This is a genomic window from Bradyrhizobium sp. BR 10261, assembly GCF_019455395.1.
GTDB lineage: Bacteria > Pseudomonadota > Alphaproteobacteria > Rhizobiales > Xanthobacteraceae > Bradyrhizobium > Bradyrhizobium manausense.
In genome coordinates this window covers 15,611-29,878 of sequence record NZ_JACOFQ010000017.1, presented here as the reverse complement: position 1 = coordinate 29,878, position 14,268 = coordinate 15,611, and the positions used below count along the sequence as shown (strand labels likewise).

Sequence of the window (14,268 nt, the reverse complement as noted above, 5' to 3'; positions counted from 1 at the left end):
AAATCGTTGTCTTCTTGGTGATGCGCTTATCCCAGGCTCGTGCCTTGCTTGAACAGGCCGACCTTCAGGTCCTTGGCGCGATAAATAATCTGGTCGTCGACCGAAAGCCATCCGTCGGCAATGCCGAGCACCAGCTTTGAACGCATCACGCGCTTGATATCGACATTGTACACAACCTTGCGGGCCTCGGGCAGCACCTGGCCGCCGAACTTCAATTCGCTGAGGCCAAGCGCACGGCCGCGACCTTCGCCACCGATCCAGCCCAGATAGAAGCCGACCATTTGCCACAGCGCATCAAGTCCGAGGCATCCCGGCATCACCGGATCGTTCTTGAAGTGGCAACCGAAGAACCAGAGGTCGGCCTTCACGTCGAGCTCGGCGCGCACCAGGCCCTTGCCGAATTCGCCGCCATTGTCGTTAATTTCCGTGATGCGGTCGAACATCAGCATCGGTGGCAGCGGCAATTGCGCATTGCCCGGGCCGAACATCTCACCGCGGGCACATGCCAGCAAATCTTCGTATTCGTAACCGTTGCGCCTGTTCAGCATGCGGAAGCCTCTGTTTGAACCCCGATTGAGCGGCGTTTCTGGCAAAAATGGGCCCCGTCCTGCTCGGACGGCAACACCGATTGCCGTCCTCAGGCGCCAATACCGAGAGCCGGATCGGCCGCGGGCCGGGCCCCAATGCCTAGCCGCGCCAAAATCGGTTGGACGGAACCGCGCGCTCTCTAACACAGGCCTTTTCGGGTAGCAAAGCCGTCCCATGAAGGTAAAATGACGGAGCTTCGGGCCGGTTCCTCAGCTGATTAGAACCAGTCTAGTTGCGAGAAACTTGCATCTGCATCTATCTGTCCATATATTGCAGACAGATAGTGTTCACGCGTGCCCGAATTCTGGAAATGAGCGAAAACAACGCGATCCGTCACGACGAAGATGCCCATGCGGCCCTTCTGTCCGGCCGCCAGCCGGCCCTGACCGGCTGCCCCTGGCACGACGTCAACGAAATGCTCCAATCCGCCGGTCTGCGCCCGACGCGTCAGCGGATGGCGCTCGGCTGGCTGCTGTTCGGCAAGGGCGCGCGCCATCTCACGGCTGAAATGCTCTATGAGGAAGCGACGCTGGCCAAGGTTCCGGTCTCGCTCGCGACCGTCTACAACACGCTGAACCAGCTGACCGATGCCGGCCTGCTGCGTCAGGTCAGTGTCGACGGCACCAAGACCTATTTCGACACCAACGTCACCACCCACCACCATTACTACCTCGAGAACAGCCACGAGCTGGTCGATATCGAGGATCCGCATCTGGCGCTGTCCAAGATGCCCGAGGTGCCGGAGGGGTACGAGATCGCGCGCATCGACATGGTCGTGCGCCTGCGCAAGAAGCGCTAGTCGTCGTTCCGGCGAAAGCCGGAACCCATGCCGCGATCTATCGATAATCCTAGATGCCAGTACCGCGGGACGAGCGGATCACTGGCGGTACTCGTCAAACTTCCGCCCGTGGTTCTGGGTCCCGGCTTTCGCCGGGACCACGGTGGTGCGTCAATTCACCTGCTCGTCGGCATAGACGCCCCAGAGGCGCTCCTGCTGGATCCAGCCGTCAAAGCCGTTGCCGGTGACGTGGCACCAGCTGGTGGTGCATTTTTTCACTGTCGCCACAACGCCGGCCTGGAGCTTTGCGGCCACCGTGCTCTGGGGATCGGCACGGTCATAGATCGGTGCGAGCTCGTCCTTGTTCTTCATGGTGACCACCGCAGTGCGGCGTCCCGACAGCAGGGAGTGATAGACCCAGCCCTCGGCGCCCTCTGAATCGCGCACCCGGCGCCAGTTCTCGAACTCGGCGGTGATTTCGACCGGCAGGCCGGCACGGGTGTAGACCCAGGCCACATCATTGTCCTTGGTCGGGCCGGCGCGGACATTGACGTGATCCGATTTGAGACTGACGTAGCGCGGCACCGGCAGGCCGCTGGCGGTCTGGGGTGTGGTGTCCTTGGCCGAGTGCGAGGGGCCGACCGAGGCGCTCCACCAGGTGCAAACGAGCGCCATCACCGAACAAAAACGCCCCAACGCCATCACCCGTCTCCTGTCGAAGACCCGGCTGAACCGGGTCCTCACCCCAAATTCCAAAACCTGCCGCGCAACGCCCCTCTCCCGCCCCACGCGGGTGTTCCCGAAGCCAACTTGTCTTGGCCCGGCCTTCTGCTAGAGAGGACGGACGCTTGAACAACCAGTTTGCCCCGATTTTCCGGCCGGAAATCTCGGGAAAGCTTGAAGGAAACGCCGGGGACGACACGGCAAAGCCAGTGTCGAACAACCGGGTTAATGAGGCCTCAACAGCCGGCCTTTGGCGACAAAGGCGGCCTGCAACGCCTCATGAGGGCAGGACATGTCGGTGAAGAAAAAGCCCCTCGTCGTGGTGACGCGCAAGCTGCCGGACTCGATCGAGACCCGGATGCGCGAACTGTTCGACGCACGCATCAATCTCGACGACACGCCGATGTCGGCCGAGCGGCTCGCCGAGGCCGCGCGCACCGCCGACATCCTGGTTCCGACTGTCACCGATCACATCAGCGCCGACATCGTCAACCAGCCCGACTGCAAGCTGAAGCTGATCGCCAATTTCGGCAACGGCGTCGACAATATCGATGTCGAGGCCGCGCATGCCCGCGGCATCACCGTGACGAACACGCCGAAGGTGCTGACCGAAGACACCGCCGACATGACCATGGCGCTGATCCTGGCCGTGCCGCGCCGGATGATCGAAGGCGCCTCGGTGCTGACGGAAGGAAAGCCCTGGGCCGGCTGGTCGCCGACCTGGATGCTCGGCCACCGCATCGGCGGCAAGCGCCTCGGCATCATCGGAATGGGCCGCATCGGCCAGGCGGTCGCGCGCCGCGCCCGCGCCTTCGGCCTCCAGATCCACTATCACAACCGCCGTCCCGTCGCCCCGAAGATCGCCGAAGAGCTTGGCGCGACCTATTGGGAAAGCCTCGACCAGATGCTGGCACGGATGGACATCATCTCGGTGAATTGTCCGCATACGCCGGCGACCTATCATCTGCTGTCGGCGCGACGGCTGAAGCTGATCCGCAAAGATGCCTACATCGTCAACACCGCGCGCGGCGAAGTCACCGACGAAGACACGCTGATCAAGCTGATCGAAGGCGGCGAGATCGGCGGCGCCGCTCTCGACGTCTATGAGCACGAGCCCGCGGTCAATCCGAAGCTGGTGCGGCTTGCGAAGGCCGGCAAGGTGATCCTGATGCCGCATATGGGCTCGGCCACGATCGAAGGCCGCGTCGAGATGGGCGAGAAGGTGATCATCAACATCCGCACCTTCCTCGACGCCCACAAACCGCCGGACCGCGTGCTGCCGAGCATGCTGTGAAGCTTAAAACTGATCGCGCTCAGGCGCGATGCACGCTGAGATCCTGGAACACCGGCCCATCGCCATTGAGCGGATTGGCGGGATCGCGCGCATAGCGCAGCGTCTCGAAGCGCATCGCGCGCGCATCGATCATCAGCAGGCGGCCGACGAGGCCCTCGCCAAAACCGACGATCTCGCGGATCGCCTCCAGCGCCATCATCGAGCCCATGACGCCCGCAAGCGCGCCCATCACGCCGGCCTCGGCGCAGGCCGGCACGGTGCCCGGCGGCGGCGGTTCCGGAAACAGGCAGCGATAGGTCGGATTGAATTCGCCCTGCGCGTTGGTCTCATGTGCGCGGATGGTGGTGAGCGAGCCATCGAACGTGCCGAGCGCCGCGGTGATCAGCGGCCGCTTGGCGAAGAAGCAGGCGTCCGACACCAGATAGCGCGTCGAGAAATTGTCGGAACCATCGAGCACGAGATCGTAATCGCCGATCAGCGAGAGCGCATTGTCGGCATTGAGCCAGGTGGCGTGGCCGACGAAGCGAACATGCGGATTGAGTTCGGCGATCCGTTCCGCCGCGCTCTCGACCTTGTGGCGGCCGATGTCGGGCGTGGTGTGGATGACCTGGCGCTGGAGATTTGACAGCGACACCACGTCGTCATCGATCACGCCGAGCGTGCCGACGCCGGCGGCGGCCAGATACATCAGCGCAGGCGCGCCGAGCCCGCCGGCGCCGATCACCAGCACGGAGGCCCGCTTCAGCGCGGCCTGGCCGGGACCGCCGACATCGCGCAGCACGATATGGCGGGCATAGCGTTCGAGTTCGTCCGGGCTCAGCACCTTCTCTTACTCCTGAACCAGCCCAACATTGTTCGCGACCAACGAGATGTGCTTGAATGGCAGCGCGTTCAATGGGCTGGCTGGATTTGTCATGAGATCGATGCTTGCGGCAACACTGATGTTGGCGTCCGCCACAGGCGCCGGCGCCCAGATGACAACGCCCCCGATCCCCGGCACCAAGCCGAAGGTGGTCCAGACCGTTCCGATCAAGCCGCCCGCACTGCAAACACCGTCGGAAACCGCCGACGCGATGGTGCAGGCCGAGCGGCTGGCGCTCCAGTCCGACCTCGCCTGGGTCGGCCAATATAACGGCGCCATCACCGGCGACGTCAGCTCGCGCATGGTTGACGCCATCAAGGAGTACCAGAAGGCCAAGGGTGGCAAGCCGACCGGCGTGCTCAATCCGCAGGAGCGCGCCGCGCTGGCCGAGACCGCACGGCGCAAGCAGGACAGCGTCGGCTGGAAGATCGTGACGGAGACGACCAGCGGCGCGCGGCTCGGCATTCCCTCCAAGCTGGTGCCCAATCAGGCGACCGACGCCAACGGCTCGAAATGGAGCTCACCGACCGGCACGGTGCAGGTGCTGCTGAACCGCCGCAAGGAGGCGAATCCGACCACCGCAAAACTTGCTGAAACCGAGAAGAAGGAGCCGGCCGGGCGTAAGGTCGACTACACCGTGGTGAAGCCCGATTTCTTCGTGCTTTCAGGGTTGCAGGGCCTGAAGAAGTTTTACGTGCGCGGCACGTTCAAGGGCGACGAGGTCCGCATCATGACGATCCTGTATGACCAGGCGATGGAGAACACGGTCGAGCCGGTCGTGATCGCGATGTCGAGCGCGTTCAATGCGTTTCCGTCGCGGCCGCAAGCCGGGCCGCCGCCGCGCAAGACGGTCGAATACGGCACGGGTATCGTCGTCAGCGACGGCGGCGCGATTCTGGCGGACCGTCTCGTCACCGATGCCTGCCTTGCCATTACGATCGGCGGCTATGGCAGTGCCGACCGCCTCGCCGAGGACAAGGAGCACGATCTCGCGCTGCTGCACATCTATGGCGCGCGCGGCTTGAAGCCGCTCAGCCTGACCGGCGGCGCGGCGAAGACGGGCGTCGATGTCGTCGGCATCGCCGATCCGCAGAGCCAGGGCGGCGCGGCCGGCGTGTCGAGCGTCAAGGGCACGCTGACGCCGGTGACCAGCAGCGACTCCGCGCTGTCGCCTCCGCCCGCGGTCGGCTTCTCCGGCGGCGCGGCCATCGACGGCGAGGGCAAGTTCGTCGGTGTTGCCTTGTCGAAGCCAGCGATGGTTGCGGGTCCCGCGACCTCAATGCCGACGTCACAAGCGGTGATGGTCTCTGCGGAGACGGTGCGCGATTTCCTGAAGGCGAACGCCGTCACCGCGAACGGCACGTCGACCGATGCGAAAGCCGCCGTCGTGCGCGTGATCTGCGTACGGAAATAACGCTCAACTCAGTCTGAACCTGATCCCCGCCTTCGCGAGCCCGCCGGAGATCCCGACCGGCGTGCCGTCGGCGCGCCAGCAGGCGGCGCCGGTCATGGTGCCGTCGTCGTGGAAGGCGATGCCGTTCATGCCGCCGGCGACGGTCGCGACCGGCTGGACCTTGTGACCGAGCGCCGCGAGTTTCGCGCGCACGCTTTCCGGCACGGTGTGCTCGACCTCGAGCGCGTTGCCTTCGGTCCACACGCGCGGCGCTTCGACCGCTTCCTGCAAGCTCATGCCGTGGTCGATCAGGTTGACCAGCGCCTGCATCGCACTCGGAAAGATGCGTTTGCCGCCGGGCAGGCCGAGCGCATAGCGCAGCTTGCCGTCACGCAGCGCCATCATCGGCGACATCGAGGTCGTCACACGCTTGCCCGGCGCAAGCGACAGGGCATGGCCCGGCCGCGGATCGAACAGGTTCATGTAGTTGTTGGCGATGGCCCCCAGACCCGGGATCATGATCTTGGCGCCGAACAGATTGTTGATGGTCTGCGTGGTCGCGACGACATTGCCAAAGCTGTCCGCCGCCGTCATGTGGGTGGTGTGCGCGCTTTCGAGCTGGGTCACGCCGGCGCCAAAGGCCTGCGCGCGCGCCGCATCGATGGTGCGACGGCGCTCCTCGGCATAGGCCTTCGAGGTCAGCTTCTCCACGGGCACGCCGACATAATCAGGATCGCCGCTGGCCGCGGCGCGATCGGCGAAGGCGATCTTGAAAACCTCGGCGAGATAGTGAATCGTCTCCGACGTGCCGAAGCCGAGGCGGCCGATGTCGTAACCTTCAAGAATATTCAGCATCTGCGCGATGTGCACGCCGGAGGCCGCGGGCGGCGGCGGGCCCAAAATGGTCCAGCCGCGATAGTCGGCGCGGATCGGCTGCCGCTCGACGGTTTTGTAATTGGTGAGATCGTTGCGGCGGATGAAGCCGCCTGATTTCTCCATGTAGTCGACGAGGATGTCGCCGAGCGGTCCCTCGTAAAGCGCCTTCTCGCCGTGATCGCCGATGGTACGGAGCGTCTCGGCATATTCTGATTGCACCACGCGCTCGCCGATCTTGAGCGGCTCGCCACCGGGCAAATAGATCGCCGCGATGGGCTTGTCCTTGCGCATCGTGGCCGCGCTCTCGCTGATGCATTCATGCAAATAGGGCGTGACTGCATAGCCGCGCGCGGCATGCTTGATCGCGGGCTGCATGACGTCGGCAAGCGACATGGTGCCGAACCGTTGCAGCGTCTCGCACCAGGCTTTCAGCGAGCCTGGCGTCGCGACTGCCTTTGGACCGTTGAGGTTCTCATTGCCGACGGTGTCGAACACGTCGTGGGCCGAGCCCGGCTTCGACGTGTAGGTGGTGTCGCGCACCGAAGCGGGCACGGTGCTCTGGCCATCGATGACGCGGTGGCTGCCGTCGGCGAGACGGATATGCGCCATGCCGCCGCCGATGATGCCGACCATCATCGGCTCGACCACGGTCAGCGTGAACAGCGTGGCGATGGCAGCATCGACAGCGTTGCCGCCGGCGGCCAGCATCTCGGCTCCGGCGCTGGACGCCAGCGGGTGGTTGCTCACAACCATGCCGCGGCTCGAGACCGCCGGCATCTTCTGACATTCAAAGCTCGTTGCCGTTCGGTCGCGCCAGTTTCCGCCCATGCCGCTCGTCCTTCCTGTTCGCGATAACGAGCACATCACACGCAGGATTGCGGGTCCAGTAATGGTACGGATTAGCTGGCATTCCTGATTCTGCCATCATCGTTACCGTTGATTCGGACATCCGCGGTCCCTTTGGATCGGGCAGGGCACGTCCTGAGCGAGAAGAGCTCAGCATCGCAAACGATGCACGTTCGCGTGGCGTGATCCCAAGACCCAGGCACTCCAAAGGATTCAACTCTCCATGCACACGATCGTACTCGCCACCCAAAAGGGTGGCAGTGGCAAGAGCACCCTCGCCATCGGCCTCGCGCTGGCTGCCAAGCAGGCCGGCTTCACCGTTCGCCTGATCGAGACCGACCCGCAGGGCACCCTCTCCAACTGGTCGCGCCGCCGCAACAACGACGATGTCGTGGTCGAGCCGATCTATCACGCCGCCGATTTTGCGCCGCGACTGAAGATGCTGGCCGACAGCGGTCTCCAGCTCGCGATCGTCGACACCGCAGCCGGCCTGTCCGCCGCGACCACCGCCGCGATCCGCTACTCCGACCTCTGCCTGATCCCGGCCCGCCCGAGCGTCGCCGACATCGAGGCGACCGTCTCCACCGTCAGCGTCGCCCGCGCCTGGAGGCGCCCCTACAGCTTCGTCTTGAACCAGACGCCGATCCGCGGCCAGCGCATCGACAACGCGGCCAACACGCTCGCCGAGGAAGCCGCGCTCGATCTCGCTGACGTGCTCGCCCGTCCGCTGATCGTGATGCGCAACGACCACCAGGACTCGCTCGCCGCGGGCCTCGCCGTCAGCGAGTTCGCGCCGAGCGGCAAGTCGACCGAGGAGGTCCGCGGCCTCTGGCGCTGGATCGAGGCCCGCCTCGAGCTCTCCGCCGGCAATCTCCTGATCGATCAGGTCCTGTCGGCGGTCGACGAAGTGCTGCATGCAGCCAGCGAGCTGTCTGCGCACAAGACCACAGTTCTGGCGTCCTGAGCGGGGCGATCGCTCAAGGCGCTGGCGGGCTCGTCGCCATCCGGTGAATGAGCCCAAGCGACGATGCAATCCGGCCACCGGCCTGGCCGGACTGCTTCGGTCGTTTTTGGCGAGGGCGAACGCGCTCTCGAACAAATCTCGAAAACAACCTCATGCACAGTAGAACCGCGTTCACCCGCGTTGCCGCGGCGACGGCGTGCAGACGTTTGACTTGTCAGGCAAAACGGCTGTTCGCAAGCTACGGCGCTCTATCCCCGTCATTGCGAGCCACCGGGGCCGCGCAAGCGCGGCCCCGGTGGCTCGCAATGACGTGGTTGGTTGGTCGTCCTACAGAGGCCCACAGTCTTCCTGCTGCGATCCCTCTCACTTCTGACATTTCGGACACCAGAAGGTCGAGCGGCCGTTCTGGGTGAAGCGCCTGATCCTGCCGCCGCAGCGCGGCGTGGTGCATGTCTCGCCTTCGCGATCATAGACCTTGAAGGAGTGCTGGAAATAGCCGAGCTCGCCCGAGGTCTGGCGATGATCGCGCAGTGACGAGCCGCCGGCCTTGATGGCGTCGTTGAGCACGGTATGGATGGCGCCGACCAGCCGCTTGGCATGGTCCGTCGGCTCGCCCCCGGCAACGCCCTTGCGTTGTCCGGACTTGGTCGACAGCGTCGCCGCGATGCGGCGGGGCGACAGATGCGCGCGGTGCAGGGCTTCGCAGACATAGATGTTGCCGAGGCCCGCGACCACGCGCTGGTCAAGCAGCGCGGCCTTCAGGCTGGTGGTCTTGTCATGGCAGGCGCGCGCCAGCATCGCAGCGTCGAACTCGTTGCCGAGCGGCTCGGGACCGAGGCCGCGCAGCAGCGGCTCGTCCTCAAGCGCATGGCGCGCGATCACTTTCATGTAACCGAAGCGCCTGGGATCGTTGAAGATGATGTCGGCACCCGAGGACATCCGAAACAGCACGTGGTCATGCGCGGAGTCCTTGCCCCTGGGATAGTTAAATTCGCCTGATACAGCCTCATTGTCCGGCTTGATGACGCGGAACGAGCCCGACATGCCCAGATGCATCAACAGCACGTCGCCGGAGCCGAGATCGGCCATGAGATATTTTGCACGGCGCCCGAGCCCCGTGACGATCTGTCCCTGCAGCCGGGCCACGAAATCGGGCTGGAACGGAAAGCGCAAATCCGGCCGGCGGGCCTCCGCGACGACGATTTTCGCACCCTCCATGACGGGCTGAAGGCCGCGGCGGACGGTCTCGACTTCGGGCAATTCAGGCATGGTCAGGCATTCACCTTATGAAGGCGGTGTGATAGCGCCATTGCGGCGGGCGGGCTATGGTCCGCTCCACGGAGTAGAGTAATGGATCGGCCGGGCGAAACCACGCATTTTGGCTTCAAAGACGTTCCCCTGGGGGACAAGCAGACGCTGGTGAACGATGTGTTTCACAGCGTGGCGTCGCGCTATGACTTGATGAACGATTTGATGTCCGGTGGCCTGCACCGGGTCTGGAAGGACATCATGATCAACACGCTCGACCCGCCCCGCGGCGACCGGCCGTTCGCGTTGCTCGACGTTGCCGGCGGCACCGGCGACATCTCGTTCCGGGCTGCCAAGGCGGCGGGCCCCGGCTTCCACGCCACGGTCTGCGACATCAATTCCGACATGCTCGCCGTGGGCCGCGAGCGTGCGGCCAAGCGCCATCTCGAGGGCCAGGTCGATTTCGTCGAGGGCAATGCCGAAGCGCTCTCGTTCGCGGACCGCAGCTTTGACGCATATACGATCGCTTTCGGCATCCGCAACGTGCCTGAGATCGACAAGGCGCTGCGCGAGGCCTATCGCGTGCTGAGGCCCGGCAGCCGCTTCCTCTGCCTGGAATTCTCCACCGTCGAGGTGCCCGGTCTCGACAAGCTCTACGATCTGTTCTCGTTCAAGGTGATCCCGCCGCTCGGTCGCATGGTCACTGGCGATGCCGAGTCCTACCAGTATCTGGTCGAATCGATCCGCAAGTTTCCCAAGCCTGCCGCCTTCGCCGACATGATCCGCGAGGCCGGCTTTTCCCGCGTGAGCTGGCAGACCCTGACCGGCGGCATCGTCGCACTGCATTCGGGCTGGCGTTTGTGATCTCTGCCATCACCCACATCACGCGCCTGATCCGCGCCGCGTTCGTGTTTGCGCGCGAGGGCGTGTTCGGCGCCGTCGACCCGAGCCTGGTGCCTCCGCCCGGACAGCTGGCGCTGAAGCTGGCGCGCCTGGTCGAACGCGGCGGCGCCAAGCAGGGGCCGCGGATCTCGCGCGCGCTGACACGAATGGGCCCGGCCTATCTCAAGCTCGGCCAATTCCTGGCGACGCGCCCCGACGTCGTCGGCTTCAACATGGCGCGCGACCTCGAAAGCCTGCAGGACCGCCTGCCGCCGTTTTCGCAAGCCGAAGCCGAAGCCGCGATCGCGACGTCGCTGGAACGGCCGCTGAAGGATATTTTCGTCACCTTCGGCCCGCCGGTGGCGGCCGCCTCGATCGCGCAGGTGCATCGCGGCGAGGTTATGCGCGACGGCATCCGCAAGCCTGTCGCCGTCAAGGTGCTCCGGCCGAACGTGGCGGCGCGCTTCCGCCGCGACCTCTCCGATTTCTTCTACGTTGCGCACAAGGCCGAAGCCTATTCGGCGGAGGCACGTCGCCTGCGCCTGGTCGAAGTCATCAACACCATGTCGCGCTCGGTCGCGATGGAGATGGACCTGCGGCTGGAGGCGGCTGCGCTGTCGGAGATGGCGGAGAACACGGAAGGCGATCCTGATTTCCGCGTGCCCGCCGTCGACTGGGACCGCACCACGCACAACGTGCTGACGATGGAGTGGATCGACGGCATCGCGCTCAACGATCACAAGCGCCTTGCAGAGGCGCAGGTCGACCTGCCCGATCTCGGCCGCAAGGTGATCCAGAGTTTTCTGCGCCATGCGCTGCGCGACGGCTTTTTCCACGCCGACATGCATCCGGGCAATCTGTTCCTCGATGACGCCGGCCGTCTCGTCGCGGTCGATTTCGGCATCATGGGCCGGCTCGGCATGAAGGAGCGGCGCTTCCTCGCCGAGATCCTGCTCGGCTTCATCACCCGCGATTATCGCCGCGTCGCCGAAGTGCATTTCGAGGCCGGCTACGTGCCCTCGCACCATTCGGTCGAAAATTTTGCGCAGGCCATCCGCGCCATCGGCGAGCCGATCCACAACCGCACCGCCGAGGAAATCTCGATGGCGCGGCTGCTCACGCTGCTGCTCGAGGTCACCGGCCTGTTCGACATGACGACGCGGCCCGAATTGATCCTGTTGCAGAAGACCATGGTCGTGGTCGAGGGCGTGGCGCGCGTTTTCGATCCCAGGCTCGATATCTGGAAGGTCGCCGACCCCGTGGTGCGCGAATGGATCGAGCGCAATCTCGGACCTCTTGGCCGTGTGCAGGGCGCGCTGGCTGGTGGCGGTGACCTCGCCAAGGTGCTGATGCGCCTGCCTGACATCGCCCAGCGCTCGGTCGCGGTGCTGGAGCAGCTCGAGACCATGACCCGGGAAGGGCTCCATCTGTCACCGGAGAGCATCGCGGCCATGGGCCGCAGCGAGGGCCGCAAGAACCGCTGGCGCACCGTGGCGGTCTGGATCATCGCCGTGACCTTCATCGGCATCCTGATCGCCGTCCGGAATCTGTGACGCCACAAGCCTGATTGCACTGCAATCACGAAAGTGATAGCATCGCTATCATTCCGTGCTGGAGGCGTCATGGCAAGCCTGACCATCCGTAAGCTCGACGACACCGTCAAAGCCTATTTGCGGCTGCGCTCGGCCAGGAACCACCGGTCGGTCGAGGAAGAGGTCCGGGTCATCCTGCGGGAGCTGATCGAGGGCCATGAGGAGCCGCTGACGCCGTTCTCGGCGCCGCCCGAGGCATCCCCGGCGCCGGCGTCCCAGCGCTCCAGTGCGGTCCCTGAGGCCAGCGTCACCCTGATCATCGGCGGCGGCATCGCGGCCTTCAAGTCACTCGACCTGATCCGCAGGCTGAAGGAGCGGCGCATCGAGGTCCGCTGCGTGCTGACCAAGGCGGCCGAGCAATTCGTCACCCCGCTCTCGGTCAGCGCCCTCTCCCATGAGCGCGTTTACGACGATCTGTTCGATCCCCAGAGCGAGTTCGATGCCGGCCATATCCGCCTCGCCCGCGACTGCGACCTGATCGTGGTGGCGCCCGCCACCGCCGACCTGATGGCGAAGATGGCGAACGGCCATGCCGACGATCTCGCCAGCGCCATCCTGCTCGCGACCTCCAGAAAGATCCTGCTGGCGCCGGCGATGAATCCGCTGATGTGGAACAACCCCGCGACCCGCCGCAACGTCGCGCAGCTGCAGCGCGATGGCGTGCTGCTGATCGGCCCCAATTCCGGCGAGATGGCGGAAGCAGGCGAGGCCGGAATGGGCCGCATGTCCGAGGCGATCGAGATCGCCAATGCCGCCGAGAAATTGCTGCGGCCGCCGGTGCCACGGCCGCTCGCCGGCAAGCGCGTACTGATCACCGCAGGGCCCACGCATGAGCCGATCGATCCGGTGCGCTATATTGCAAATCGTTCTTCGGGCAAGCAGGGATTTGCCATCGCCGCCGCAGCGCAGGCCGCCGGCGCCGAGGTGATCCTGGTGAGCGGCCCGGTCGATCTCGACGATCCCGCCGGCGTCACCGTCAAGCATGTGGAATCGGCGCGGCAGATGCTGGAGCAGGTGCAGGCGGCGCTTCCTGCCGACATCGCGATCTTCGCCGCCGCCGTCGCCGACTGGCGCGTTGCCGTCGAAGGTGAGCAGAAGCTGAAGAAGAGTTCGGCCGGCATGCCGCCGCTGCAGCTGGTCGAGAACCCCGACATCCTCGCCACCATCTCCAAGCTGACCGACAAGCGCCCGCCGCTGGTGATCGGCTTCGCCGCCGAGACCGAGCATCTCATCGACAACGCGAAGTCAAAACTCGCGCGCAAGGGCTGCGACTGGATCGTCGCCAACGATGTTTCCCCGGCCACCGGCGTGATGGGCGGCGACCGCAACACCGTGCACCTGATCAGCAAGAATGCTGCTGATAACGGCGAGATCATGGTTGATTCCTGGCCTGTCATGACCAAGGAACAGGTCGCCATCGAACTGGTCGCGCATATCGTCAAAAGCGTGACCGACAAATCCGCCGACAAATCACTGGAGCCGGCATCTTGAGCAGCAAAGTCACGGTCGAACTGCAGCGCCTGCCCCACGCGGACGGTCTGCCGCTGCCGGCCTATCAGAGCGCGGAGGCCGCCGGCCTCGATCTGATGGCGGCGGTGGCGGAGGGCGAGCCGATGACGCTCGCGCCGGGCCAATATGCGCTGGTGCCGACAGGGCTTGCGATTGCCCTGCCGCCCGGGCACGAGGCGCAGGTGCGGCCGCGCTCCGGCCTTGCGGCCAAGCACGGCGTCACCGTGCTGAATTCGCCCGGCACTGTCGATGCCGACTATCGCGGCGAGATCAAGGTGATCCTGATCAACCACGGCCAGGCACCATTCGTGATCAAGCGCGGCGAGCGCATCGCACAGATGGTGATCGCGCCGGTGGTGCAGGCCGCGCTGGCTCCGGTTGCGACGCTGTCGTCGACCGATCGCGGTGCCGGCGGGTTTGGGTCGACGGGGCGGTAGCGCGATCGGTTGAAGCCAATCGCGTCGATCGACAGCGGCACTCTCTCGGTTCCCTCCCCCCTTGTGGGGGAGGGTCAGGGAGGGGGGTGCCACACTGGGATTCTCTCGAGCGCTCACCGTCCTTCTTGCATCAGCAACAACTGGCACCGTTTGCTGAGCTACCCCCCTCCCTAGCCCTCCCCCACAAGGGGGGAGGGAACGCACCCTCGTTGGAGCGAACAGCGAGTCTCGCCAACATCCGCCACTAACACACCGCAATCCCAGCCGAATCATCCG

General features: G+C 65.0%; 13 protein-coding genes. 8 read left to right on the top strand and 5 right to left on the bottom strand.

Translation table 11 applies throughout. The annotated features are described in order from the left end of the window. Nucleotides 1-26: 26 nt before the first annotated feature. Nucleotides 27-548, bottom strand: coding sequence for a bifunctional 3-hydroxydecanoyl-ACP dehydratase/trans-2-decenoyl-ACP isomerase (gene fabA / locus HYH07_RS20520; protein ID WP_057752353.1), 522 nt, complete (start codon nucleotides 546-548; stop codon nucleotides 27-29). A 350-nt stretch (nucleotides 549-898) separates the two neighbouring features. Here fabA and irrA point away from each other — a divergent pair, with 350 nt between their 5' ends. After that, a complete protein-coding gene (irrA, locus tag HYH07_RS20515; protein ID WP_057752350.1) occupies nucleotides 899-1,387 on the top strand; it encodes an iron response transcriptional regulator IrrA in 489 nt (162 codons plus the stop codon). Between the two features lie 150 nt (nucleotides 1,388-1,537). On the opposite strand, the gene HYH07_RS20510 is transcribed toward irrA, so the two are convergent. Then, on the bottom strand, nucleotides 1,538-2,068 hold the full coding sequence (locus tag HYH07_RS20510; protein ID WP_220004201.1) for an SH3 domain-containing protein: 531 nt from the start codon (nucleotides 2,066-2,068) through the stop codon (nucleotides 1,538-1,540). Between the two features lie 313 nt (nucleotides 2,069-2,381). On the opposite strand from HYH07_RS20510, the gene HYH07_RS20505 reads away from it, so the two are divergent. Then, on the top strand, nucleotides 2,382-3,383 hold the full coding sequence (locus HYH07_RS20505) for a D-glycerate dehydrogenase (protein WP_057752344.1): 1,002 nt from the start codon (nucleotides 2,382-2,384) through the stop codon (nucleotides 3,381-3,383). 19 nt (nucleotides 3,384-3,402) lie between these two features. Here the strand turns inward: HYH07_RS20505 and HYH07_RS20500 are convergent, their stop codons facing one another. After that, the gene (locus tag HYH07_RS20500; protein ID WP_220004200.1) at nucleotides 3,403-4,206 is read right to left on the bottom strand and encodes a molybdopterin-synthase adenylyltransferase MoeB; all 804 of its coding nucleotides are present in this window, start codon (nucleotides 4,204-4,206) and stop codon (nucleotides 3,403-3,405) included. A 91-nt stretch (nucleotides 4,207-4,297) separates the two neighbouring features. Between HYH07_RS20500 and HYH07_RS20495 the strand changes: the two genes are divergently transcribed. Further along, complete coding sequence (locus HYH07_RS20495; RefSeq protein WP_220004199.1) at nucleotides 4,298-5,659, top strand: serine protease; 1,362 nt, start codon at nucleotides 4,298-4,300, stop codon at nucleotides 5,657-5,659. A 3-nt stretch (nucleotides 5,660-5,662) separates the two neighbouring features. On the opposite strand, the gene ggt is transcribed toward HYH07_RS20495, so the two are convergent. Next, complete coding sequence (ggt, locus tag HYH07_RS20490) at nucleotides 5,663-7,342, bottom strand: gamma-glutamyltransferase (RefSeq protein ID WP_220004198.1); 1,680 nt, start codon at nucleotides 7,340-7,342, stop codon at nucleotides 5,663-5,665. Nucleotides 7,343-7,583: 241 nt separating this feature from the next. Here ggt and HYH07_RS20485 point away from each other — a divergent pair, with 241 nt between their 5' ends. Continuing rightward, nucleotides 7,584-8,324: a ParA family protein gene (locus HYH07_RS20485; RefSeq protein ID WP_220004197.1), complete on the top strand. Its 741-nt coding sequence runs from the start codon at nucleotides 7,584-7,586 to the stop codon at nucleotides 8,322-8,324. A 363-nt stretch (nucleotides 8,325-8,687) separates the two neighbouring features. Here HYH07_RS20485 and mutM read toward each other — a convergent pair whose 3' ends face one another. Continuing rightward, nucleotides 8,688-9,593, bottom strand: coding sequence for a bifunctional DNA-formamidopyrimidine glycosylase/DNA-(apurinic or apyrimidinic site) lyase (mutM, locus tag HYH07_RS20480; RefSeq protein ID WP_220004196.1), 906 nt, complete (start codon nucleotides 9,591-9,593; stop codon nucleotides 8,688-8,690). Between the two features lie 81 nt (nucleotides 9,594-9,674). Here mutM and ubiE point away from each other — a divergent pair, with 81 nt between their 5' ends. From ubiE to dut, 4 genes are all read left to right on the top strand, one after another. Then, nucleotides 9,675-10,436 (top strand): bifunctional demethylmenaquinone methyltransferase/2-methoxy-6-polyprenyl-1,4-benzoquinol methylase UbiE, encoded by a 762-nt coding sequence (ubiE, locus tag HYH07_RS20475; RefSeq protein ID WP_220004195.1) that lies wholly within the window; start codon nucleotides 9,675-9,677, stop codon nucleotides 10,434-10,436. Continuing rightward, nucleotides 10,433-12,007 carry a 2-polyprenylphenol 6-hydroxylase gene (gene ubiB, locus HYH07_RS20470; protein WP_220004194.1) on the top strand — a complete coding sequence of 525 codons (1,575 nt, stop codon included), beginning with the start codon at nucleotides 10,433-10,435 and terminating at the stop codon, nucleotides 12,005-12,007. The genes ubiE and ubiB overlap by 4 nt, the downstream gene beginning before the upstream one ends. Nucleotides 12,008-12,076: 69 nt before the next feature. After that, on the top strand, nucleotides 12,077-13,537 hold the full coding sequence (gene coaBC, locus HYH07_RS20465) for a bifunctional phosphopantothenoylcysteine decarboxylase/phosphopantothenate--cysteine ligase CoaBC (RefSeq protein WP_220004193.1): 1,461 nt from the start codon (nucleotides 12,077-12,079) through the stop codon (nucleotides 13,535-13,537). Beyond that, complete coding sequence (gene dut / locus HYH07_RS20460; protein WP_220004192.1) at nucleotides 13,534-13,992, top strand: dUTP diphosphatase; 459 nt, start codon at nucleotides 13,534-13,536, stop codon at nucleotides 13,990-13,992. Before coaBC ends, dut begins: the two co-directional genes overlap by 4 nt. Nucleotides 13,993-14,268: the final 276 nt, after the last annotated feature.